This window comes from Phenylobacterium sp., assembly GCF_031360265.1.
GTDB lineage: Bacteria > Pseudomonadota > Alphaproteobacteria > Caulobacterales > Caulobacteraceae > Phenylobacterium.
Genome location: NZ_JANMBF010000012.1, coordinates 56,330 through 75,523, shown reverse-complemented (window position 1 = coordinate 75,523; position 19,194 = coordinate 56,330). Strand labels below are relative to the sequence as shown.

At 71.8% G+C, this 19,194-nt stretch carries 20 protein-coding genes and 2 tRNA genes; 13 read left to right on the top strand and 9 right to left on the bottom strand.

The window, feature by feature from the left end; genetic code table 11:
- Entirely contained in the window at positions 1-1,209 is a 1,209-nt protein-coding gene (locus tag RMN86_RS00985) for a DUF2252 family protein (protein WP_309603955.1), read from the top strand.
- Positions 1,210-1,297: 88 nt separating this feature from the next.
- Positions 1,298-1,750 (top strand): DUF3617 family protein, encoded by a 453-nt coding sequence (locus RMN86_RS00980; protein WP_309603954.1) that lies wholly within the window; start codon positions 1,298-1,300, stop codon positions 1,748-1,750.
- Between the two features lie 28 nt (positions 1,751-1,778).
- Here RMN86_RS00980 and RMN86_RS00975 read toward each other — a convergent pair whose 3' ends face one another.
- The gene (locus RMN86_RS00975; protein ID WP_309603953.1) at positions 1,779-3,410 is read right to left on the bottom strand and encodes a glycosyltransferase family 39 protein; all 1,632 of its coding nucleotides are present in this window, start codon (positions 3,408-3,410) and stop codon (positions 1,779-1,781) included.
- Positions 3,411-3,706: 296 nt separating this feature from the next.
- Here RMN86_RS00975 and RMN86_RS00970 point away from each other — a divergent pair, with 296 nt between their 5' ends.
- The 8 genes from RMN86_RS00970 to RMN86_RS00935 all read left to right on the top strand — a co-directional run bounded on the left by RMN86_RS00970 (position 3,707) and on the right by RMN86_RS00935 (position 10,451).
- A complete protein-coding gene (locus RMN86_RS00970) occupies positions 3,707-4,279 on the top strand; it encodes a surface-adhesin E family protein (protein WP_309603952.1) in 573 nt (190 codons plus the stop codon).
- Positions 4,276-4,755: a 23S rRNA (pseudouridine(1915)-N(3))-methyltransferase RlmH gene (rlmH, locus tag RMN86_RS00965; RefSeq protein ID WP_309603951.1), complete on the top strand. Its 480-nt coding sequence runs from the start codon at positions 4,276-4,278 to the stop codon at positions 4,753-4,755. Before RMN86_RS00970 ends, rlmH begins: the two co-directional genes overlap by 4 nt.
- A 1-nt stretch (position 4,756) precedes the next feature.
- Complete coding sequence (locus RMN86_RS00960; protein WP_309603950.1) at positions 4,757-5,617, top strand: peptidoglycan DD-metalloendopeptidase family protein; 861 nt, start codon at positions 4,757-4,759, stop codon at positions 5,615-5,617.
- Positions 5,618-5,705: 88 nt separating this feature from the next.
- The gene (locus RMN86_RS00955; protein WP_309603949.1) at positions 5,706-7,094 is read left to right on the top strand and encodes a S41 family peptidase; all 1,389 of its coding nucleotides are present in this window, start codon (positions 5,706-5,708) and stop codon (positions 7,092-7,094) included.
- A 133-nt stretch (positions 7,095-7,227) separates the two neighbouring features.
- Positions 7,228-7,848: a PEPxxWA-CTERM sorting domain-containing protein gene (locus tag RMN86_RS00950; protein WP_309603948.1), complete on the top strand. Its 621-nt coding sequence runs from the start codon at positions 7,228-7,230 to the stop codon at positions 7,846-7,848.
- A 105-nt stretch (positions 7,849-7,953) separates the two neighbouring features.
- A complete protein-coding gene (locus tag RMN86_RS00945; RefSeq protein ID WP_309603947.1) occupies positions 7,954-9,102 on the top strand; it encodes a divergent polysaccharide deacetylase family protein in 1,149 nt (382 codons plus the stop codon).
- 17 nt (positions 9,103-9,119) lie between these two features.
- On the top strand, positions 9,120-9,611 hold the full coding sequence (locus tag RMN86_RS00940; protein WP_309603946.1) for an RNA pyrophosphohydrolase: 492 nt from the start codon (positions 9,120-9,122) through the stop codon (positions 9,609-9,611).
- Positions 9,612-9,689: 78 nt separating this feature from the next.
- On the top strand, positions 9,690-10,451 hold the full coding sequence (locus tag RMN86_RS00935; protein ID WP_309603945.1) for an alpha/beta hydrolase: 762 nt from the start codon (positions 9,690-9,692) through the stop codon (positions 10,449-10,451).
- Between the two features lie 16 nt (positions 10,452-10,467).
- On the opposite strand, the gene RMN86_RS00930 is transcribed toward RMN86_RS00935, so the two are convergent.
- Positions 10,468-10,543: transfer RNA gene (locus RMN86_RS00930), tRNA-Ala, on the bottom strand.
- A gap of 145 nt (positions 10,544-10,688) precedes the next feature.
- On the opposite strand from RMN86_RS00930, the gene RMN86_RS00925 reads away from it, so the two are divergent.
- On the top strand, positions 10,689-10,994 hold the full coding sequence (locus RMN86_RS00925) for a YggT family protein (protein ID WP_309603944.1): 306 nt from the start codon (positions 10,689-10,691) through the stop codon (positions 10,992-10,994).
- A 44-nt stretch (positions 10,995-11,038) separates the two neighbouring features.
- Here RMN86_RS00925 and RMN86_RS00920 read toward each other — a convergent pair whose 3' ends face one another.
- A complete protein-coding gene (locus RMN86_RS00920) occupies positions 11,039-12,343 on the bottom strand; it encodes an ammonium transporter (protein ID WP_309603943.1) in 1,305 nt (434 codons plus the stop codon).
- 210 nt (positions 12,344-12,553) lie between these two features.
- Between RMN86_RS00920 and RMN86_RS00915 the strand changes: the two genes are divergently transcribed.
- Positions 12,554-13,333 carry a Sir2 family NAD-dependent protein deacetylase gene (locus tag RMN86_RS00915; RefSeq protein ID WP_309603942.1) on the top strand — a complete coding sequence of 260 codons (780 nt, stop codon included), beginning with the start codon at positions 12,554-12,556 and terminating at the stop codon, positions 13,331-13,333.
- A 4-nt stretch (positions 13,334-13,337) separates the two neighbouring features.
- On the opposite strand, the gene RMN86_RS00910 is transcribed toward RMN86_RS00915, so the two are convergent.
- The 5 genes from RMN86_RS00910 to RMN86_RS00890 all read right to left on the bottom strand — a co-directional run bounded on the left by RMN86_RS00910 (position 13,338) and on the right by RMN86_RS00890 (position 17,241).
- On the bottom strand, positions 13,338-13,796 hold the full coding sequence (locus tag RMN86_RS00910) for a hypothetical protein (RefSeq protein ID WP_309603941.1): 459 nt from the start codon (positions 13,794-13,796) through the stop codon (positions 13,338-13,340).
- A gap of 149 nt (positions 13,797-13,945) precedes the next feature.
- Positions 13,946-14,021: transfer RNA gene (locus tag RMN86_RS00905), tRNA-Thr, on the bottom strand.
- A 117-nt stretch (positions 14,022-14,138) separates the two neighbouring features.
- Complete coding sequence (locus RMN86_RS00900) at positions 14,139-15,614, bottom strand: heme biosynthesis HemY N-terminal domain-containing protein (protein WP_309603940.1); 1,476 nt, start codon at positions 15,612-15,614, stop codon at positions 14,139-14,141.
- Positions 15,611-16,540: a mitofilin family membrane protein gene (locus RMN86_RS00895; protein WP_309603939.1), complete on the bottom strand. Its 930-nt coding sequence runs from the start codon at positions 16,538-16,540 to the stop codon at positions 15,611-15,613. The genes RMN86_RS00900 and RMN86_RS00895 overlap by 4 nt, the downstream gene beginning before the upstream one ends.
- Positions 16,537-17,241 (bottom strand): uroporphyrinogen-III synthase, encoded by a 705-nt coding sequence (locus RMN86_RS00890; protein ID WP_309603938.1) that lies wholly within the window; start codon positions 17,239-17,241, stop codon positions 16,537-16,539. Before RMN86_RS00890 ends, RMN86_RS00895 begins: the two co-directional genes overlap by 4 nt.
- Positions 17,242-17,327: 86 nt before the next feature.
- Here RMN86_RS00890 and RMN86_RS00885 point away from each other — a divergent pair, with 86 nt between their 5' ends.
- Positions 17,328-17,513, top strand: coding sequence for a hypothetical protein (locus RMN86_RS00885; protein ID WP_309603937.1), 186 nt, complete (start codon positions 17,328-17,330; stop codon positions 17,511-17,513).
- On the opposite strand, the gene RMN86_RS00880 is transcribed toward RMN86_RS00885, so the two are convergent.
- Complete coding sequence (locus RMN86_RS00880) at positions 17,510-19,069, bottom strand: AMP-binding protein (protein WP_309603936.1); 1,560 nt, start codon at positions 19,067-19,069, stop codon at positions 17,510-17,512. The two genes, RMN86_RS00885 and RMN86_RS00880, sit on opposite strands and share 4 nt — an antisense overlap.
- Positions 19,070-19,194: the final 125 nt, after the last annotated feature.

Here is a 19,194-nt window from a genome sequence, read left to right as displayed (position 1 = left end):
ATGGCCAGGTTCAGTTCCCCCGATCCCGACGCACGCGCCGCGATCCTGCGTGACGCCCAGCGCGAGAAAATGACCCGTTCGGCCCACGCCTACGTGCGCGGATCGACCGAGAAGTTCTATGAATGGCTGGAGGCCGGCGCTGGGCGCGTTCCCCACGGACCGGCGGTATGGATCTGCGGCGACTGCCATTCCGGCAACCTGGGCCCGGTGTCCAGCGCCCGTGGCCAGGTGGCGATCCAGATCCGCGACCTCGACCAGACGGTGATCGGCAATCCGGCGCACGACCTGATCCGCCTGGGCCTGTCGCTGGCCACGGCGGCGCGAGGCTCCAATCTGCCGGGCGTCACCACCGCGCTGATGGTCGAACAGATGGTCGAGGGTTATGAGGCGGGCCTGCAGGGCGAGACCCTGACCCCGGACACGGATCGCGCGCCGCGGGAGGTGCGCCGGGTGCTGAAGCAGGCGCTGACCCGGCGCTGGAAACATCTGGCGCGCGAGCGGATCGAGGACGTGCGGCCGGCCATCCCGCTGGGCGAACGGTTCTGGGCGCTTTCGCAGGCCGAACGCGCGGCCTTGACCGCCCTGACGGACGACGAGGGCCTGCGCAAACTGGTCACGAGCTTGCAGCATCGGCCGGACGACGCCCCCATCGAAATCCTCGACGGCGCCTACTGGATGAAGGGCTGCAGCTCCTTGGGACGGCTGCGCTACGCCCTGCTGGTCGGCGTGGGCGGGGAGGACGGCGAGTCCGAGACCTGCCTGATCGACATCAAGGAGGCGGCGGCCGCGGCCGCGCCGCGCGCGCCGGACGCCGAGATGCCCGCCAACAACGCCGAACGGGTGGTCGCCGGGGCCCGCGCCCTGTCGCCTTTCCTCGGCAGGCGCATGCTGGCCGGCAAGCTGTTGCGTCGGGAAGTGGTGATCCGCGAGCTGACGCCGCAGGACCTCAAGCTGGATATCGAGAACCTGACCCGCGCGGAGGCGGTGCGCGCGGCGCACTACCTGGCCCTGGTGGTCGGCCGCGCCCATGCCCGGCAGATGGACGCCGCCACCAAGGCGGGCTGGCTGGCGGAGCTGTCGCGCAACCGGTCCAAGACGCTGGACGCCCCGTCCTGGCTCTGGTCGGCGATCGTCGAGCTGATTCAGAGCCACGAGGCGGCCTATCTGAATCACTGCCGCCGATACGCGCTCGAGGCCAGGGCGGCGTGAGCGGCCGTCCGCCACCGGGGGCGCCCTTGCGCCGAACGGCCCGCGCGGCGAAGGTTCCCGTCGCCGCCCCCGGAGCCCGCCCTGCCCGATGTCGCCTTCCACAGCCGCCCTGGCCGCCGCCGCCCTGATCGTGTTGGCGCGTCCGCCGGCCGCTCATCCGGCGGACGCCGCCGCTCCGCTGCCAGGCTACTGGGAGACCACCAACACCTGGATATTCCTCTTCCACTTCCGGACCGTGGAACGAAAGTGCTTTACCGCCGCGGACATCTCAGGGGTTCTGCAAGGTCCCAGCAATGCCCACTACGCCTGTACTTACCCGACGCGGGAGGTCGGAGACGGCCGGCTGACGCTGAAGGGAACCTGCGTCGAAACCCACGGCCAGGTCGCCCAGATCAGCGCTGAGGGGACCTATGCGCCGACGTCATTTCAGCTCAAGGCCAGGCTGCGAACGCGGATCGCGGGCGTGCCGTTGCGGGGTGCGGGGATCACCGACGCCCGCCGCATCGCCGACGTCTGCCCCGCGGAGGCAACGAAGCGATAGGTCGCCAGTCGAGGGGCCGCGGCCCCGGTCATCCGCTGGCCGGACGGGATGGCGCCGGACGCGCCTTCAGCGCGCGCCACTGGGCGAGCGCCGCCTTGCCGGGTCTGCCCAACTGCGAACAGGCGGGCTGGAGGTCGTGGCCGGCCAAGAGGTGGAGTTGCAGTTCGGGGCGGCCGCCGCGGCCGATGATGGCCACCTTCAAAGGTTCAACGGACCCGAAGCAGGGCCTGATCCAGGACAGGCCGTCGGCGAGGTCCTCGGGCTTCACCACGATCAGCGCATCGCGTCCGATCAGGGCTCCGACGTCGCGCCTGTAGCCGAACCCTCGCGGATCGTCAGAGAACACCATGACCGGCGCCCCGGCCGGGGCCATCGGGGCGAGCCGGCCGGCCTCGCTCCACTTCATCGAGACGAGGAACGGCGTGCGCCCCTGAAGCACCGTCACATCGTTCAACTGGCGCGCGAGCGGTCCCCACTCGACCAATTCCCGCGTCGGATCTCCCTTGGCGAAGACCCTCGGCCAGGTGCGCCCCACCCAACCTGTTGAGGCGTCGCTGAGCAGAACCGTCCACAGGGCGCCCAGCGCCACAAAGGACGCCGCCGCCCATATTCTCGGCCAGCGCCGCCAGGCGGCGGCCTCGGCCAGCATCTGTCCAAGCAAGGGAAACAGGAACAGCCACGCCGGCATCGCCCAGTGCGGCAGGGAGGGCTGGCCCCAGAGCGGCGTCAGGGTGAAGAGGACAATGCCGGGCAGGCTCAAGGCGAGGCAGAACCCCCTGCGCTGGTCTGTCCATTCGGGCCGCAAGCTGCGGCAGGCCGCCCAGATCAGGGGGACGAAAATCCACGGCAGCAGCAGCGCCGCCTGGCCGAGCGACGCCAACCCGGGCGCCAGGGGCCGCAAGCCGTGGGCCGCCGCCGCCCGTCCGCCCTGAAAGGCGAACGAGGCCCATTGATGCTGCGCGTTCCAGATGATCACCGGCGAAACGATCGCCACGGCGATAAGGGCCGCCAGATAGGGGCCGGGCCGACGCAGCCAGGCGCGGCCGCGGGCGGTCGCGAACAGAAACACAACCAGGCCCGCCGCGAACAGCACCGCCTGGTATTTCGACAGCCCGGCCAATCCGATCCACAGGCCCGCGACCGACCAGGCCCGGAGCGAGATCCTGCGGTCCGCCGCGTCGGGGCCGGGTCGGAACAGCAGCCCCTCCAGTTGGCCGGCGGCGGCCACCAGGCAGAAGATCAACGGGCCGTCCGGCAACACCCAGGAGCCGGCGACCACGGTGAAGAAACCCGATAGATTCAGGGTCAGCACGGCCCACGCGCCGGCCCGCTCTCCGAACAGTCGCCCGGTCAGTCGGAACAGCAGCCAGCACGAACCCGCGAACAGCGCGATGAAGGGCAGGCGCGCCAGACGCCCGTAGCCCAGCACCGCGCCGAACAGATGCACGATCCACAGGTGCAGTGGCGGGTGGTCGAAGTAGGACAGTTGAAGCTGCCGCGCGATCGCCAGTGTGTAGGCCTCGTCGACGCCGAGCCCGATCAGCATCGCCGACCCCACGCGCAGCAGGGTGAAACCGGCGATGAGAAGCAGAACGGTGTTCGTCGCGGTCAGTCCGCCGACCCCGGTCTGATCGTGTGGTTTGCTGGAAAGGGCGGTCACGTCGTCCGGATTTTCGCGCGGTGTGGCGGGATCATGGCTCGCGATCGTCTTCGAAGGCCGGCGGCCTGCACTATCGCAATGACGTCAGGCCGGCGCGGACGCCTCATCGGGCGCCCCGGGCGCGCCGTGGCGATGCGGTCCATATCTTCCACCGGGCGCTACACTTTCGAACTGCGGGAACGCCGGAGCGCACGCTACCTATCGTGCGCACGGCCGCGCGGGTAACGTCAATTTGACGGGTCGGGCGCTATTCGGGGCGTCGATCCTGCGCGACGCGGGCTGGACGCGAGCTGACGATGACCCTGGACGGCGGCGCAAGATGGATTGTTCTGACCGCCTGTGCGGCCCTGATCGGCGGGCCGCCAGCCCACGCGAGCCTCTATGCGGTGACCCGGTCGGACGCCGACATCGTCACCGTGCTCAATCCCCAGACGGTGGAATCCCTGGGGGGAAAGCTGCACCGGGCCTGGGACGTCAGCGTGCATCGCAGCATCGTCTCGGGCGGGCCGCGACAGCCGGGCTACGTGCGCACCCTGAACGAATATGACTGTGCGGGGCGGCGGATTCGCTGGCGCAGCCTGTCGGTCTATTCGCGGTTCGGCGTCATGATTCTGCAGAAGGACAACGCCGACCCCGCCTGGAACCCGATCGACGATGGTAGCGAGGGCGACGCGGCTCTGCGGGTGATCTGCGACGGCGCCGGACGCAGCGGCATGGTCTCGGCCTCCTCGGTGAGCCAGCTGGTGCTGGCGCTGATGCGGACCTGGGACGAAGCCGCGCCGCTGCCGCCGCTGCAGCCGACCACGCCGGTGACGCCCGCGCGCGCGCGCGCCGCGAAAACGAAACCCCGACCCCACAAGGCCCATTGAAGATCTCCATCCTCGCCATCGGCAGGCTGGCCCGCTCGCCGGAGACCGAGCTGGTGAAGACCTATCTCGCGCGGGCCACCAACGCGGGGCGCGCGCTTGGCCTGGGCCCGGTCGAGGTGGTGGAGATCGAGGCCAGGAAACCCGGCAAGGCCGCCGAGGCCCTGGCGCTGAAACCCCACCTGGCCGACGCCGCTGTCGGGGAAAAATGGGTCATCGCCTGTGACGAACACGGTCAGGCCCGGCCGTCTCGCGCCTTCGCCGAGGAGATCGCGGCGCTGCGCGACCGCGGCGTCCGCCGGCTGGTGTTGCTGATCGGCGGCGCCGACGGCCTCGATCCGGCCCTGCTGGCGGCGGCGGACGGGCGTCTGGCCTTCGGGCCGCAGACCTGGCCGCACGCCCTGGCGCGCGCCATGCTGGCCGAACAGGTCTATCGGGCGGTAACCATCCTGGGCGGTTCGCCCTATCATCGAGACTGAAATGAAGACCGCGCTGATCCTTCCGCTGGTCGCACCGGCGATCATCGCCAGCCTGGCGCTGGGGGCGGCGGCCGTGGCCGCGACCGCCGACCGGCTGGCGCGGCTCAATGTCGAGGAGACCCAGCTTTCGGTCGAGCAGTCGCGCAACATGAGCCAGCTGGCGCGCCTGCTGTCGGTGCTGGAGCAGCTGCGGCGCGACCCGCCGCCGGCGCTGCTGGTCTCGCCCCGCGACGCCAAGGACGCGGTCCGCGCCGCGATCCTGGTCAAGGCGATGACTCCTGGCCTGCGGCTGCGCGCCAGCGGCTACGCCCACGAAGCCAATGAGATGATGCGCCAGCGGCGGCTGGCGGCAGTGGAGAGCGAGGCGCTGTTCACCAACGAAAGCGAACGGGCCGACGCCAGCCCGAGCCGGCCGTTGCGCGGATCGGTCGCGGGGGGCGCCCCCGCGGCGGCCATCACCGCGCCGCAAAGCCTGGCTAGTCCCACGCCGGGTCCCATCGTGCGTCGGTTCGGAGAAGCGCTGGCCAGCGGTGGCCACGCCAACGGCCTGACCATCGCCGCCGCCGGTGGGGCCCGGGTCGCCAGTCCTGGCCCGGGGTCTGTGCAATTCGCAGGTCCGGTGAAGGGTTGGGGCGTGATCTTGATATTAAGACTCGCCGGCGGATACCATCTGGTGCTTGCTGGCCTGGAGCAGACGAGCGTTTCGGTCGGTCAATCTGTCGCGGCGGGGCAGGCTGTCGGATGGATGCCGCAGGGTCGACAATCGGACGGCCAGAAGGCCCCCAGGGAACTCTACCTGGAGGTTCGAGAGCAGGGCTCGCCCGTCGATCCGGCGCGCTGGCTGACCAGAAAAGCGGGCTGAGCGCCTGAAAAGCGCTCGCGGGGGCTCGTATCGGTGGCGGTCCCCGTCCGCGGACGGGATTGGGCCGCAAGGGAGCCAACGGCTGGCGATGAAGAAGTACCTCCTGATCGGCGTCTCGGCCTTCGTGCTCGGCGCGGGCTCCATGGCCTATCTCAGCCAGCATGCCACGGCCGCGGCCCAGCCCCGGGCAAATACCTACCGAATGCTCGGCCTGTTCGGCGACGTGCTCGACATCGTCGAACGCCAATATGTGACGCCAGTCGACGACACCAAGCTGATCCACGCCGCGCTCGACGGCATGCTCACGTCGCTGGATCCCCATTCCAGCTACCTGGACCCGCAAGGCTTCGATGACATGCGCGACCAGACGCGCGGCGAATACGGCGGCCTGGGCCTGGAGGTCACCAGCGAGGACGGGGTGGTCAAGGTGATCTCGCCGATGGACGGCACGCCCGCCGCCAACGCCGGCGTCAAGCCCGGCGACTACATCACCGGCGTCAACGGCGAGAGCGTGCTGGGCCTGTCGGTCAACGAGGCGGTCAAGCAGATGCGCGGCAAGCCCGGCGAGACGGTGACCCTGACCATCGCGCGCGAGAAGTCCGATCCCTTTGACGTCAAGATCGTGCGCGAAGTCATCAAACAGAAGACCGCCGTCGCCCGGCTCGACGGCGACTACGGCATCCTGCGGGTCTCCGGCTTCAACGAGAAGACCACCGACGAGGCGCAAGCCGCCTTTGCCGCGATCAAGGCCAAGAACCCGAAGATGAAGGGCCTGATCCTTGACCTGCGCCGCAATCCCGGCGGCCTGCTCGACCAGGCGGTGGGCATCTCCGACCTGTTCCTGGAAGGCGGCGAGATCGTCAGCCAGCGGGGCCGCGATCCGCGCGACGTGGAACGCTACAACGCCCGGCCCGGCGACATCACCGGCGGCCTGCCCATGGTGGTGCTGATCGACTCCGGCACGGCCTCGGCGGCCGAGATCGTCGCCGGCGCCCTGCAGGACCGCAAGCGCGCCGAACTGGTCGGGCTGACCAGCTTCGGCAAGGGCTCGGTGCAGACGGTGATCCCGCTGCGCGGTGGCCTGGACGGGGCGCTGAAACTGACCACGGCGCGTTATTTCACGCCTTCCGGCCGCTCGATCCAGAAGACCGGCATCGAACCGGACCTGGAGGTCGCCGCCACCCGGGACGAGGCCCAGACGATCGCCAACCGCGCCTTTGGCTTCTCCGAAGCCTCGTTCAAGAACGCGCTCAACGCCGACGAGGGCAAGGTCCGCAAGGGGGCCCACGCCCCGGCCGAAGCGCCGCCGGAGAGCTTCGACCCCAAGAAGGACTTCCAGCTGGCCCGCGCCGAGGATGTGCTGCGCTATGGCTCCGTCGCCGCCACGCCGAAACTGCCCAAGCCCACGGCGCGGCTGGCCGAGGTGCTGGGCCCCAAGGCCCGCGTCGCCGAGGTCAAAACCCCCTCGCCGAAGTAGCCGGGTCGGCGAAACACCGGGCGGGCGGTCCGGCGGCAAATTCCCGCACGGGGGGACTCCGCTGGCCCAGGGCTTGCAGACTTTGCTATAGGGGGCGCCGTAACGGGCCACAGGCCCTCGAGTGAGCGGTGTGATGTTCAGGCGAATTCTGACCGGTGCGGCCCTGGCGACCGCCATGACCCTTGGCGCGAGCGGCCAGGCCAGCGCGGCCTTGACCTCCAACGTCTTCGGCTTCGCGGTCGATCCGCTGGTGATGTCGACCGTCTCGGGGGATGCGTTCGACCTGGCCTCCCTCGACCTTGCCCTGGGTCCGCACAATCCTGCCGGCGCGCAATCGGAGACCATCTTCGGCCTGTTCGCCGACAGCCACACCGACAGCATGACATTCGATGTGGGCTACGGATTTCATCCCCGCGCCATCGGCTGGAGCGGCCTCAGGTCCGTGCGTTTTTCGCAGATGCCGGGCGACGGCTACCTGGCCCTCGACAACATCCGCTACGCCACCGACGCCGCCGGCGCGGGGCTGGTGGATTTCGAGGACCGCACCGCGGGCGAGGTGATCAACACCAGTTTCAAGTCCGGCGGAATGAACTTCGACCTCTACTGGGGGGTCGTCTACGGCCCCGCCGACCCGGTGGATTTCCCGACCGGCGTGCCTGAGCCGACGACCTGGGCCCTGTTGCTGACCGGCTTCGCCGGGCTGGGCCTGGCCCTGCGCCGCGCCCGGCGCCTGCCGGACGCTCATCCGGCCTGAGAGCCGGTCCTGTCCCGTCGCGGGACCGCGGGACGCGATCGCTAACTCTGTTTCGCCATCGTTAACCCTGTCTTGGGAGACTCCCGGCCAGGAGCATCCAAAGCCGTGGTCAGCCTTACCCTTCCTCGCCTCGCCCTCCCCTCGATGCCCAGCCTGCCCCTGCGGCTGGGCCTGAAGCTGCCTGGGGCCATCGCCGGCCGCCCGCTGGGAGTCGCCGTCGCCGCGATGCTGCTGGTTGCGGCCGCGGCGGCGCTGGCGATGACGCTGGGCGGGACGCGCCAGCCCCACCTGGGCGTGCGGCTGGCGCTGGGGTCGGCCATGGCCCATGCGCCCAGAGGGTGGCGCGAGATGCTCGTGGTCCGCCACGGGCCGGCGATTGTCAGCCGCGACGTGATCCGCCTCTCCGAGCGGCCGCTTGCCGCGTTCGCGCCCGCCGCGAGCCGCTCGGCCGCGCCGCCGCCGCCTCTGGCGCCGGGGGCGCCGCTGCCGGCCGCGCCGATCGCAGGGGTCTTCGCGCCCGGCCCCCTGGGTCCCCTGCCGATCATCGCCCAGGACGGGCGCACCCCCTTCCAGGCCTACCGGCGCCCCTTCGCCGCCAACGGACGTCCGATGGTGGCCCTGGTGATCGGCGGCCTGGGCCTGAACAGCAGCGTCACCCGCCAGGCCATCGAGACCCTGCCGGCGGAGATCACGCTCGCCTTCACGCCCTATGCCGAGGGATTGCAGGGCTGGATCGACATGGCCCGCGCCCACGGCCACGAGGTGCTGATCGCCGCTCCGATGGAGCCCGTGGACTATCCGGACAACGATCCCGGCCCCAACACCCTGATGGCGGCCGCCCCGCCCGCGGAGACCCTGCGAGGGTTGGAGTGGGTGCTGTCGCGAGCCACTGGCTATTTCGGCGTCAGCAACGCCCAGGGGTCGCGTTTCCTGGCCTCGGATGGCCCCTACCGGACGCTCACCGCCGCCCTTCGCGGACGCGGCCTGGCCTTCTTCGACGACGGCGTCGCCGCGCGACGCACCGGTGGGCCGGCGTTGCGCGGGACTGCGGACCGGACGATCGACGACCAGCTAAGCCCGGCGGCCATAGACCAGCAGCTGGTGGCGCTGGAGGCCGGCGCGCTGCAGCGCGGCCAGGCGCTGGGGTCCGGCTCAGCCTATCCGGTAACTCTGGACAAGGTGGCCCTGTGGTCGCGGGGTCTGGCCCCGCGCGGGTTCCAGCTCGCACCGGCTTCCGCCCTCGCCCACCAATAGGCTAAGATCGCGGGTCCATGAGCCAGGATCTCGCGCTCTATCGGCCGAACGTCGGCGTGGTGCTGTTTCACCGCGATGGCTGCGTCTGGCTGGGTCGCCGCGCCGGCGCGCCCGAACCTTACAACTGGCAGTTCCCGCAAGGCGGCGTCGATCCCGGCGAGGACCTGCAAACCGCCGCGCGTCGCGAGCTGGCTGAAGAGACGGGGGCCTCCCAGGTCAGCTTTCTCGCGCGGACCGAAGGCTGGGTGGCCTACGATTTCCCCCCCGGTCACGGCGGTCCCAAGGCGATGCGCGGCTGGAAGGGACAGAAGCAGGTGTGGTTCGCCTTCCGCTTTGACGGCGAGGACGCCGAGTTCGATCTGGCCGCCCACCCGCCGCCGGAATTCGCGGCCTGGCGATGGGCCCACCTGGCGGAAGCCGCGGAACTGATCGTGCCGTTCAAGCGCGCGTCCTATGATCGCGTGGTCGAAGCGTTCGGCGAATTCGCCGCCGAGCGTCCGCGAGGCTGATTTTTCCGCGGGCGCGGGCGCGATTGGCCCTAAGGTGGCGGCGCGGATGCCGGCGGGCCGCCGGGGATGAGGGGATGAATGACAGCCATTGTCATGGTGCATGGCGCCTTCTGCGGCGGCTGGGCGTTCGAACGGTTTGGCGCGCCGTTCGAGGCGGCGGGCTTCGAGGTGCTCACGCCGGACCTGCGCGGTCATGGCGCGCGGGACGATCTCAACGCCGTCAGCGGGGTCTCGATGAGCGACTACGCCGCCGACATCGCCAGGCTCTGCGCCGGACTGGACGCGCCGCCGGTGCTGCTCGGCCACTCGATGGGCGGACTGGTGGCGCAGCTGGCGGCGCGGCGCGCGGCGCTTGCCGGCCTGGTCCTGCTGGCGCCTTCGCCGCCCTGGGGGGTGGCCCATTCCAGCCTTGAGGAGGCCGCCACGGCGTTCGGCGTGCAGATGCTCAGCGCCTTTTCCTCCGGCGCGCTCACCCCCGACCGGGGCCTGATGCGCACCTACAGCCTCGACCGGATGCCCGCCGATGAGCGGGAGGCCGCCGTGGCGCGGCTGCGGCCGGAAAGCGCCCAGGCCGTGCGCGAGACCCTGAACTGGTGGCTGGACCCCTTCATGACCACCAGCGTCGGCCCGGGTCCGATGTCGGCGCCCACCCTCGTCGTCTCCGGAGAGCGCGATGTGGTGCACTCCACGGCCACCGCGCGGGCGACCGCCGAGCGCCTGGGCGCGAGCTTCAGGCCAATGCCCGGCATGAGCCACTGGCTGATGGGCGAACCCGGTTGGGAAGCCGTCGCCGATCTCACCCTGGCCTGGCTGACCGCGGAAGTCTGCATCCCCGCCTGAGGTGGCGGAAAGGTCCTGGTGGAGCCGAGGGGAATCGAACCCCTGACCTCCTCATTGCGAACGAGGCGCTCTACCATCTGAGCTACGGCCCCCAGGGTAAGACCCAGGAAGGCGCGGAATAACCCTTTTGCGGCCGCCTCTGTCAAGCCGGCGCGACGCCGCCCCGCATCCGGCCGGCGCACGGGCCGCCGCACGGGCCGCCTTGTCTCCGCCGCAAAGCCCGCTAGAAGCGAGGCCATGGGCTCCTTCCTCTACTTCATCGTCGACAACCTGCTGAACCTGCTGATCCTGGCGATCATCGTCAGCGCGGTGCTGTCGTGGCTGGTGGCCTTCGACGTGATCAATCTGCGCAACCCGTTCGTCTACAACGTCGCCCGCTTCCTCGACGCGGTGACCCGGCCCATCCTGCGGCCGGTGCAGAAGGTTATCCCGGCCATCGGCGGCGTCGACATCAGCCCGATCATCGTCCTCCTGGTGATCCAGGGGATCCGGCAGTATCTGCTGCCGCTGGTGTTCGGGCCGATCATCGCGGCCCTGCACTGATCGCGTCACCCTGATCGCCTGGCCCTGATCGCCCGGTCAGGGCGTCAGGGATTCCACGCCCGCTCGCCGTGGGCGGAGAGGTCGAGACCTTCCTCGATGGCCTCGTCGCGGGCGCGCAGGCCCACCATCCGTTTGACCACGAAGGCCAGCACCAGGGTGGCCACCGCCGACCACGCCACCGTCGCCGCCACGCCCAGCACCTGGGTCACCGCCTGGGCGGACATGTCGACCCCCGGCGCGTAGCCGGAGCCGCCCAGCCGGGTCGAGGCCAGCACAGCCACCAGCAGCGTCCCCAGGATGCCGCCCACCCCGTGCACGGCGAAGACGTCGAGGCTGTCATCGATCTTCAGCCGCTGCTTCACCAGCTCGACCGCCTGATAGCAGATCACGCTGCCCGCAGCGCCGAGGGCCACGGCGCCCCACGGCCCGACGAAGCCGGAGGCCGGAGTGATCGTCGCCAGCCCGGCCACCACGCCGGTGACCAGGCCGACCATGCTGGCGCGCTTGAACCGCCGCCACTCGATCAAGGCCCAGACCAGGCCCGCCGTCGCCGCCGACAGATGGGTCGCGACAAGGGCCGCGGCCGCGTCGGCGTTGGCCGCCAGCGCGCTGCCGGCGTTGAATCCGTACCAGCCGACCCACAGCATGCCGGCGCCGATCATCGTCATGCCCGGGTTGTGCGGCGGCGAGAGGTCGCGCGGGAACCCGTCGCGCGGCCCCAGTCGCCAGGCGAGGATCAGGGCCGAGGTCCCGGCCGTGGCGTGGACCACCAGGCCGCCGGCGAAATCCATCACGTGGCGGCCCATCAGCCAGCCGCCGCCCCAGACCCAGTGGGCGACCGGGGCATAGACCACCAGCACCCAGAGCCCTGAGAACAGCAGCACCGCGCTGAACCGGATGCGTTCGACCACCGCGCCGACGATCAGCGCCGGAGTGATGATCGCGAAGGTCATCTGGAACATGAAGAACAGGTTTTCCGGCACGCTGCCGACCAGGGCGGCGCGGCCCATCGGCAGGCCGAACCTGGCCAGATCGCCGATCAGCGGGCCGGTTCCTGAGAACGCCAGGCTGTAGCCGCCGGCCAGCCACAGCAGCGACACCAGGCAGGCGATGGCCACGCAATGGGCCATCACCGACAGCGCATTCTTCAGCCGCACCAGGCCCGCATAGAACAGCGCCAGCCCCGGCAGGGTCATGAACAGCACCAGGGCCGTCGCGCTCAGCAGCCAGGCGGTGTGGCCGGAGTCCGGGGCCAGCGGCCCCTGCGCCAGCGGACTCTGCGCCACCGCCGGCCCTGCGGCCAAGCCCGCGACGATCGCGCCCAGCGCGAGGCTCCGTGTTCTGCTCATCGACCGTTCCCCACCCTGCCGGCCGCCTGGTTCCGTCCGGCGGCCTTGGTGGCACTATCGGCAAAGCCGGGCGCCTGGAAAAGCGGCAATTCGACGCCCGCGCCGAAAACCAGACCTGCGGGCCTTCGCCGGCCGATGGCTCGACCGGCTGAGGCTGCGCACACCCACCTGATCTGGCGCGCGGACCGCAATCCGCGCCAGAATAGCGGCATGCTTCAAGATAAGTCCTCAGGCGCCACGCGCGCCGACCTCGCCCGCCGGATCGCTGACGCCCGGCGCATCGTGGTGTTCACCGGCGCCGGCATCTCCACCGAATCCGGCATCCCCGACTTCCGCAGCCCCGGCGGGGTGTGGAGCAAGATGCAGCCGATCCAGTTCCAGGACTTCGTCGCCGACCCGGCGATGCGGCGCGAGGCCTGGACCCGGACCTTTTCCGGCCGCGCCGGGTGGGTGGGCCGCCAGCCCAACGCCGGACACGCCGCGGTCGCCCGGCTGGTCGCCCAGGGCAAGGCCCGCGCGGTGATCACCCAGAACGTCGACAACCTGCACCAGGCCTCCGGCATCGCCCCGGCTCAGGTGATCGAGCTGCACGGCAACGCCAGCTACGCCACGTGCCTGGACTGCGCCGAACGCCATGAGCTGGAGGACCTGCGCGAACGCTTCCTGACTGTCGGCCAGATCCCCCGGTGCCGGGCCTGCAGCGGGCTGGTGAAGACCGCCACAATCTCCTTCGGCCAGGCCATGCCGGCCGGACCCATGGCCCGCGCCGAAGCCGCCAGCCTGGACTGCGACCTCTTCCTGGTGCTGGGCTCGTCCCTGGTGGTCTATCCGGCGGCAGGCTTTCCGCTGCTGGCCAAACGCCACGGCGCGGCGCTGGCCATCGTCAACCGCGAGCCCACCGACCTGGACCCCTATGCCGACCTGGTCCTGCACGACGAGATCGGCCCGGCGATGACCGCGGCTGTCCCGGCGAACGCGCCGCCGTCCTGAAGCCTCAGCGCGGTGGGGACGGGGCGGCAGGCGCCGGCGGGGTGGCGGCGGTCGCTGGCGCGGCGGGCCTGGCCGGCGCGGCCGGTCCGGCGGCGCGCTTGCCTCCGAGCGTCGACATGGCGGCCTGCAACCCGGTGCTCTGGGCCTCGACCATGGTCCCGCACCGCCGCAGCTCCACCTGCAGCTCCTGCGGCCCGAGCTTGGGCGCCTCGGCCCTCAGCGCCGCGCCCAGGTCCAGCCCCGGCGCGCGCGCGCTGATCCGGCCGAGGAAGAAATAGACGCCCACCTGAGCCGCCTGCTGGCGCTCCTTGGCGCCTCCGAAGGCCGCCATGGTCAAGAGGCACCGCACGTCGGCGATGAGGGGCGAGGCCGCGCCAGCGGGCGGGGCCGCCGCCATCGCCGGCGCCGGCGCCGTCGCGACCAGGGCCAGCACCGAGAACGTCGCGGCGGTCAGACTGCGCATGGAAACTCCTTTGATTGGCCAGTGACCCCATATCGCGGCCGACGCGGCGGGTCACGCTCCGGGGCCCTCCACGCCCCATCTTGTGTCGCCAGAGCCTAACGCGCGGTGTCTCCGCGCACGCGCTGCAAGGCGCGCGGCGCAAAGCCGGATGGTGCCGCCTGCGTGACTCGAACACGCGACCCCCGCATTACGAATGCGGTGCTCTACCAGCTGAGCTAAGGCGGCCCTGGTTCCCGTTGCGGGTCTTCAATCCGGCGGCGGTCGGAGCAGGCCCGGCCGCGAAGGACGGCCTGTTTAGCGGCTCCGCGCCCGCTCGCCAAGCCGCCTCGGTCCCGAGAAACGTCACACGGGGCCAGGCGGGGGCTCGGCCGCACCCGCCTCGTCGTCCTCATAGCCCGCGCCGTCCACCGGATAGAGCACCGGCTCACCCCCCTCCACGGTGAGGAAGGACGCGGCGTCGGCATAGGCGATCGGCAGACTGGGCAGTTCGCCCAGTCCGCGTTCGGAACGCTCGTGGCGCGGGTGGATCAGCTCGCCGGTCTCGGCGTAGGTCATCGCCAGCCGCGCCCAGTCCGACGCCTGGTAGGCGAAGGCGCGACCCTCTGGATCGAGGTCGGACCAGTCCGGCTCATGCGGGGCGGCCATGCCTTGCGTGAGCCACAGCCTGGCCTCATCCGGCCGGCCGGCGGCGAAGGCCACGCGGGCCTTCAGGCCGGCGATGCGCGCGGTGAGCGGGGCGGCGTCGAGCGCGGACATCGCCAGGCCGGCGGCCGCCGCGTCGCCGACGATCAGCGCCCGCTCGACCGCCAGGATGTAGCTCTCGCGGTGGGTGGGGTTCTGGGCGGCCAGCAGGCTCAGCCGCCGGGCGCGATCGCGCGGGGTCTCGGTGGTGTTCAGGTCGCGATAGGCCAGCCACAGCGCCGGGTGCGGCGCGGCCTTCCAGGCCTGTTCCAGCGCCGCCGACGCCCGCCCGAGCTTGCCATGGGCGGCCAGCAGGCGGGCGGCCATCACCACGCCGGGCGCAAAGCCGGGCCGCAGCCGGGCGGCCTCGACGGCGCTGTCCAGCGCCTGGGCTCGGACCTTGGGGTCGGTGGCCTGCTCGCCCTGAGCGGCCAGCGCGGCCAGCAGGGCGGCGCGGGCGCGCTCGGCCACCACTGGCGGGACGATCTTGCGGTCCAGGGCGTTCTTCACCAGCTCCAGTCCGGCGATCCAGTCGGCCGCCTCCAGGCGGGACTCCAGCAGCACGCGCCAGGCCCAGCGGGCGTTGCGGGTCTCGCCAAACGCTTCCTGGGCGTGCCGCAGCGCGGTCTGCCGCTCGCCCTGGGCCAGGGCCAGCTGCATCAGTCCCTTGTGGCCGGCCAGCCGCATCTGCGGGACGCCCAGCATGGCGGTGTAGGCGGCCCGCGCGGCGGGGACGTCGCCGGCGGCCTCGGCGGCCTGGGCGGCCAGAACCCTGACCAGGCCCGGCGTCTCGTCGGCCAGTTCGCCGGCCTTGCGCGCCAGCCGCCGCGCCTCCGGGCCGTCCCCCGCCGCGGCGGCGAGAAACCCTCCGGTCAGGGCCTCATTGGCCTGGCGCCGGCGGCTTTCGGCCCGCGCCCGCTCGGCGCGCCGGGGGGCCGCCAGGATCCACAGCAGGGTCTGCCAGGCCAGGGCGGCCACCAGGGCGGCGAACAGCACGATCAGGGTCAGGGCCGAGGCGGTCATGTCGGCCCGCCACCCCATCCAGACGACGCTGGCCCGGCCGGCGTCGCCGCTCAACGCCAGGCTGGCGACCGCGACGGCGATGACAACCAGGATGACCAGGGCGGCGCGGATCATCCGCCGGCTCCCGCCTCGCCCACAGCCGCCTCGCCGACCAGACCCCGCAGGGCGCGGGCGCGCAGCGCCGCGGCGTTGCGGTCGATCTCGGTGCGTCGCTCGGCGCGCCCGCGCCAGTCCGCCATCGCCTCGCGCGCGGCGGGCGGCAGCGCGTCGAGGGTGTGCAGGGCGCGGTCGAGGTCGCCGTCCTCCACCTGCCGCTCGGCGCGGGCCAGAACGGCGTCGGCGCCCGCGCCGGCCACGTCGCCGACCCGGCGCAGGCTGACCACGCGCGACAGGGCATAGACGATGCGGGCGCGCAGGCCCGCGCCCTCGCCCGGCGCCTGGGCGGCGCTGGCGGCGCGCGCGGCGGCCTGCGGAAAGCTGGCGGCCAGGGCCGCGCGGCTGGGGGCGCCGGCCGTCGAAAGTCGCGCCAGGGCCTGCAACTCCGCCGATGGCGGCGTCAGCGCGCGCAGGCTGGCCAGCGCCTCGACGAAGGGGCCGCTGGACTGCGAGGCCTCGGCCACCGCGGCCGCGGCGAGCACCGCGGCGGCGGCCCGGGACATCTGGGCCTGGCGGCCTTCCAGGCTGGCGACCCGGGCGTCGAGCCGCGCCACATCGGGCGTGGGCAAGGCGGCGACAGCCGGCGCATTGGCGGCGGGCGTGAGGGCGCCGCCCTGCGGCGTCTCGACGGTCGAGGCGGCCTGCCCGGGGGGCCCGATCGAGGGCTTTGGCAACAGCAGGCGCGGCCCGAAATTGGCGATCGCCACGCCGGCCAGCACGCACAGCACGGCAAAGGCGATCATCGCCCAGAAGCTGACGCCAAGCAGCGGTCGCGGTCGGTAGGCGGCCGGATCCCTGGGCGCGGTGGCGTCGGCCGAGCCGGGGGACGAGTCGGGGGCCGAGCCGGGGGCCGAGTCGGGAGACGGGTCGGGGGACGGGCTCATGGGCGGCGGTCTATCAGGTTCAGCAGCGCCGCTTCGAGCGGCATCGAGGGGAAGGCGCGCTCGGCCAGCGGCGTGCGCGACAGCGGTCTGACCGTCGCCTTGGACAGGCCCAGCGCCCGCAGCCTGGGCGCGGGATGGGCCTTCAGCAGGGCGGCCAGCACCTGGGCGGCGCGCGGGGAATGCAGCAGGGCCGCGTCGGCCAGCACCAGCCGCGCGGCGGTCTCGGCGTCCAGCTTCACCGGGCCGGTTTCATAGAGGATCAGGCGACGCGCCTCGACCCCGTAGCGCTGCAGCGCGCCGGCCAGGTCGCCGGCCGGCTCGGCGGCTCCAGGGTGCAGCACGCAGCCGCGCAGTTCGCCGCGCCGCTGGCCGATGCCTTCGGCCAGGGCGTCCACGTCGCCGTCGGCCGACAGCACCAGCCGGAACCCCGCCGCACGCGCCGCCTGGGCGGTGGCCGCGCCGACCGCGAAGACCCTCAGCGCCCGCTCGGCGCAAAGCTCGGCGAAGGCGCGCACCCCATTGGCGCTGGTGAAGGCCAGCGCCGCGATCCCGTCCAGATCGACGGCGACGTCATCGAGATTGCGCACCGCCAGCAGCGGACCGATCAGAGCCTCGTGCCCCAGCGCGCGGACCCGGTCGGCGGTGGCGTCTGCCCCCGGCTGGGCGCGGGTGATCCAGATCTTCTGACGGCGGCGGGCCATGGGAGCCTTTTAGCGCGGATTGGCTTAACCTTGCGCAAACCGTAAGAGCCGGAGCCATTCGGCGCCAGAGCGAAGGACTTCCAGCGATGCCGCATGACGATGCCCCCGCCGAAGACGCTCACATGGGCGAGACTCCGATCCAGCGCGCGCTGCGGCTGAAGACCGCCGCCATCGACGCCCGGCCCAAGCCGCCCCGGGGCGGCAGGTTCCAGCGCGAACAGGCCGCCGCCGCCCGGTCCTCGTCGAAATCCAAGCCCTGGATGTCGCGCTAAACCGTCGCTTTGGGCTTGATCCGCGCCTCGCGCAGCGCCGAGCGGCGCACCTTGCCGGCGTCGTCGCGCAGCGGTTCGTCGACGAACTCGTAGGACCTCGGCTGCTTGTAGCTGACCAGCCGGTCGGCCAGGTGGGCTTTCAGATCCTCCGGCGTCACCGGGCCCTGGGCCTGGACGATGGCGTGGATGGTGGCGCCGAAGTCGTCGTCGGGCAGGCCGATCACCGCCACCGACTGCACCTGGGGATGCTCCTCCAGCGCCGCCTCGATCTCCGCGGGATAGACGTTGGAGCCGCCCACCAGGATCATGTCGGTGCGCCGGTCGGCCAGGTACAGATAGCCGTCCTCGTCGAACCAGCCGATGTCGCCCAGGCTTTCCCAGCCGCCCGCGATCACCTTGGCCGTCGCGCCCCGGTACTGATAGGTCGGCGGGCTGCCTTCCGGCCGGCGCATATAGATCTCGCCCACTTGCCGCGGCCCCAGGTCGGCGCCGTCCTCGCCGACGGCCTTCATCTCGCCGACGCTCACCTTGCCCACCGAGCCCCGGTGTTCCAGCCACTCTGCGCCGGAGATGATGGTCACCGCCTGCGCCTCGGTGCCGGCATAGAGCTCCATCACCACCTCCGGCCCGATCCAATGGATGAAGGCCTCCTTGAGGAACGCGGGGCAGGGGGCGGCCAGGTGCCACAGGGTTTCCAGCGACGACAGGTCGTGTTTCTCGCGCGCCGCGTCCGGCAGATGCCAGATGCGGTTCATCATGGTCGGCACCAGATAGACCCAGGTGGCGCGCCGCGCCTCGATCTCGGCCAGGGTCGCCTCGGGGTCGAACCGGGGCATCACCACCAGGTGGCAGCCCATGGCGATCGCCGCCATCATCATGCCGAAGCCGGCGTTGTGATAGAGCGGCGCGGGCAGCACGGCGATGGAATCGGCCTTCATCCGCCAGCCGCCGATCTCCGGCGTCTGCGCCAGGGTCTCCCCCGGCTGGCCCGACAGGATCAGCTTGGGCCGCCCGGTCGAGCCGCCGCTGGTCGGAGCCTTTGAGATCGGCGCGGTGGCGTCGGGCAGGTCGGCGTCGTCGGCGGCGCGGGCCTCGATGTCGGCGAGGGTCACCAGCGGCCGGTCGATCGCATGCTTGAAGTCGGCGATGACCAGGGGCGTGTCGGCGAGCTCCGCGATCTGCTCCAGCTCGCCCTTCGGCAGGCGGAACGACACCGGCTGCGGCGTCGCGCCCAGCTTCCAGATCGCATAGCAGGCCTCGACGAACCCCACGCCGTTGGGCAGGCCCAGCGTGACCAGGTCGCCGTGCTTGACTCCCATCGCCGCCAGGCCGCGCGCCAGCCGGTTGGTGCGCCGGTGCAGCTGGGCATAGGTCACGGTGGCCTCGCCGCAGCTCACCGCCGGGGCGTTCGGCTGGAACCGGGCGTGCTGCGCAAGCTTGGCGCCCAGGGACATCATCTCGTCGGCCATGCGGGGTCCTGAAGGATCGGCGGGTTTCAAGGGGCGGCGTCCGGCCAGGCCGGCGCGGCCGGCGCGGCCGGCGCGGCCGGCGGCCACTCTTCCCGTCCCCGACGCGCTCGGCAAGAGCGCTCGAACGCCGCCCGCGCGGCGCCGGGCCAATGAAGCGCTCAGGGGCTCGGCGATGATGACAAGTCGTTCATGTCGTGAACTGCCGTTAAGTT

What these genes read in the sequence shown, in the direction of transcription:
- RMN86_RS00915 (WP_309603942.1), top strand. Translation starts at nt 12,554, where the DNA reads ATGCTTCAAGATAAGTCCTCAGGCGCCACGCGCGCCGACCTCGCCCGC.
- RMN86_RS00955 (WP_309603949.1), top strand. Translation starts at nt 5,706, where the DNA reads ATGAAGAAGTACCTCCTGATCGGCGTCTCGGCCTTCGTGCTCGGCGCG.
- RMN86_RS00925 (WP_309603944.1), top strand. Translation starts at nt 10,689, where the DNA reads ATGGGCTCCTTCCTCTACTTCATCGTCGACAACCTGCTGAACCTGCTG.
- RMN86_RS00960 (WP_309603950.1), top strand. Translation starts at nt 4,757, where the DNA reads ATGAAGACCGCGCTGATCCTTCCGCTGGTCGCACCGGCGATCATCGCC.
- RMN86_RS00935 (WP_309603945.1), top strand. Translation starts at nt 9,690, where the DNA reads ATGACAGCCATTGTCATGGTGCATGGCGCCTTCTGCGGCGGCTGGGCG.
- RMN86_RS00940 (WP_309603946.1), top strand. Translation starts at nt 9,120, where the DNA reads ATGAGCCAGGATCTCGCGCTCTATCGGCCGAACGTCGGCGTGGTGCTG.
- RMN86_RS00985 (WP_309603955.1), top strand. Translation starts at nt 1, where the DNA reads ATGGCCAGGTTCAGTTCCCCCGATCCCGACGCACGCGCCGCGATCCTG.
- RMN86_RS00970 (WP_309603952.1), top strand. Translation starts at nt 3,707, where the DNA reads ATGACCCTGGACGGCGGCGCAAGATGGATTGTTCTGACCGCCTGTGCG.
- RMN86_RS00890 (WP_309603938.1), bottom strand. Translation starts at nt 17,241, where the DNA reads ATGGCCCGCCGCCGTCAGAAGATCTGGATCACCCGCGCCCAGCCGGGG.
- RMN86_RS00910 (WP_309603941.1), bottom strand. Translation starts at nt 13,796, where the DNA reads ATGCGCAGTCTGACCGCCGCGACGTTCTCGGTGCTGGCCCTGGTCGCG.
- RMN86_RS00885 (WP_309603937.1), top strand. Translation starts at nt 17,328, where the DNA reads ATGCCGCATGACGATGCCCCCGCCGAAGACGCTCACATGGGCGAGACT.
- RMN86_RS00895 (WP_309603939.1), bottom strand. Translation starts at nt 16,540, where the DNA reads ATGAGCCCGTCCCCCGACCCGTCTCCCGACTCGGCCCCCGGCTCGGCC.
- RMN86_RS00900 (WP_309603940.1), bottom strand. Translation starts at nt 15,614, where the DNA reads ATGATCCGCGCCGCCCTGGTCATCCTGGTTGTCATCGCCGTCGCGGTC.
- RMN86_RS00920 (WP_309603943.1), bottom strand. Translation starts at nt 12,343, where the DNA reads ATGAGCAGAACACGGAGCCTCGCGCTGGGCGCGATCGTCGCGGGCTTG.
- RMN86_RS00980 (WP_309603954.1), top strand. Translation starts at nt 1,298, where the DNA reads ATGTCGCCTTCCACAGCCGCCCTGGCCGCCGCCGCCCTGATCGTGTTG.
- RMN86_RS00950 (WP_309603948.1), top strand. Translation starts at nt 7,228, where the DNA reads ATGTTCAGGCGAATTCTGACCGGTGCGGCCCTGGCGACCGCCATGACC.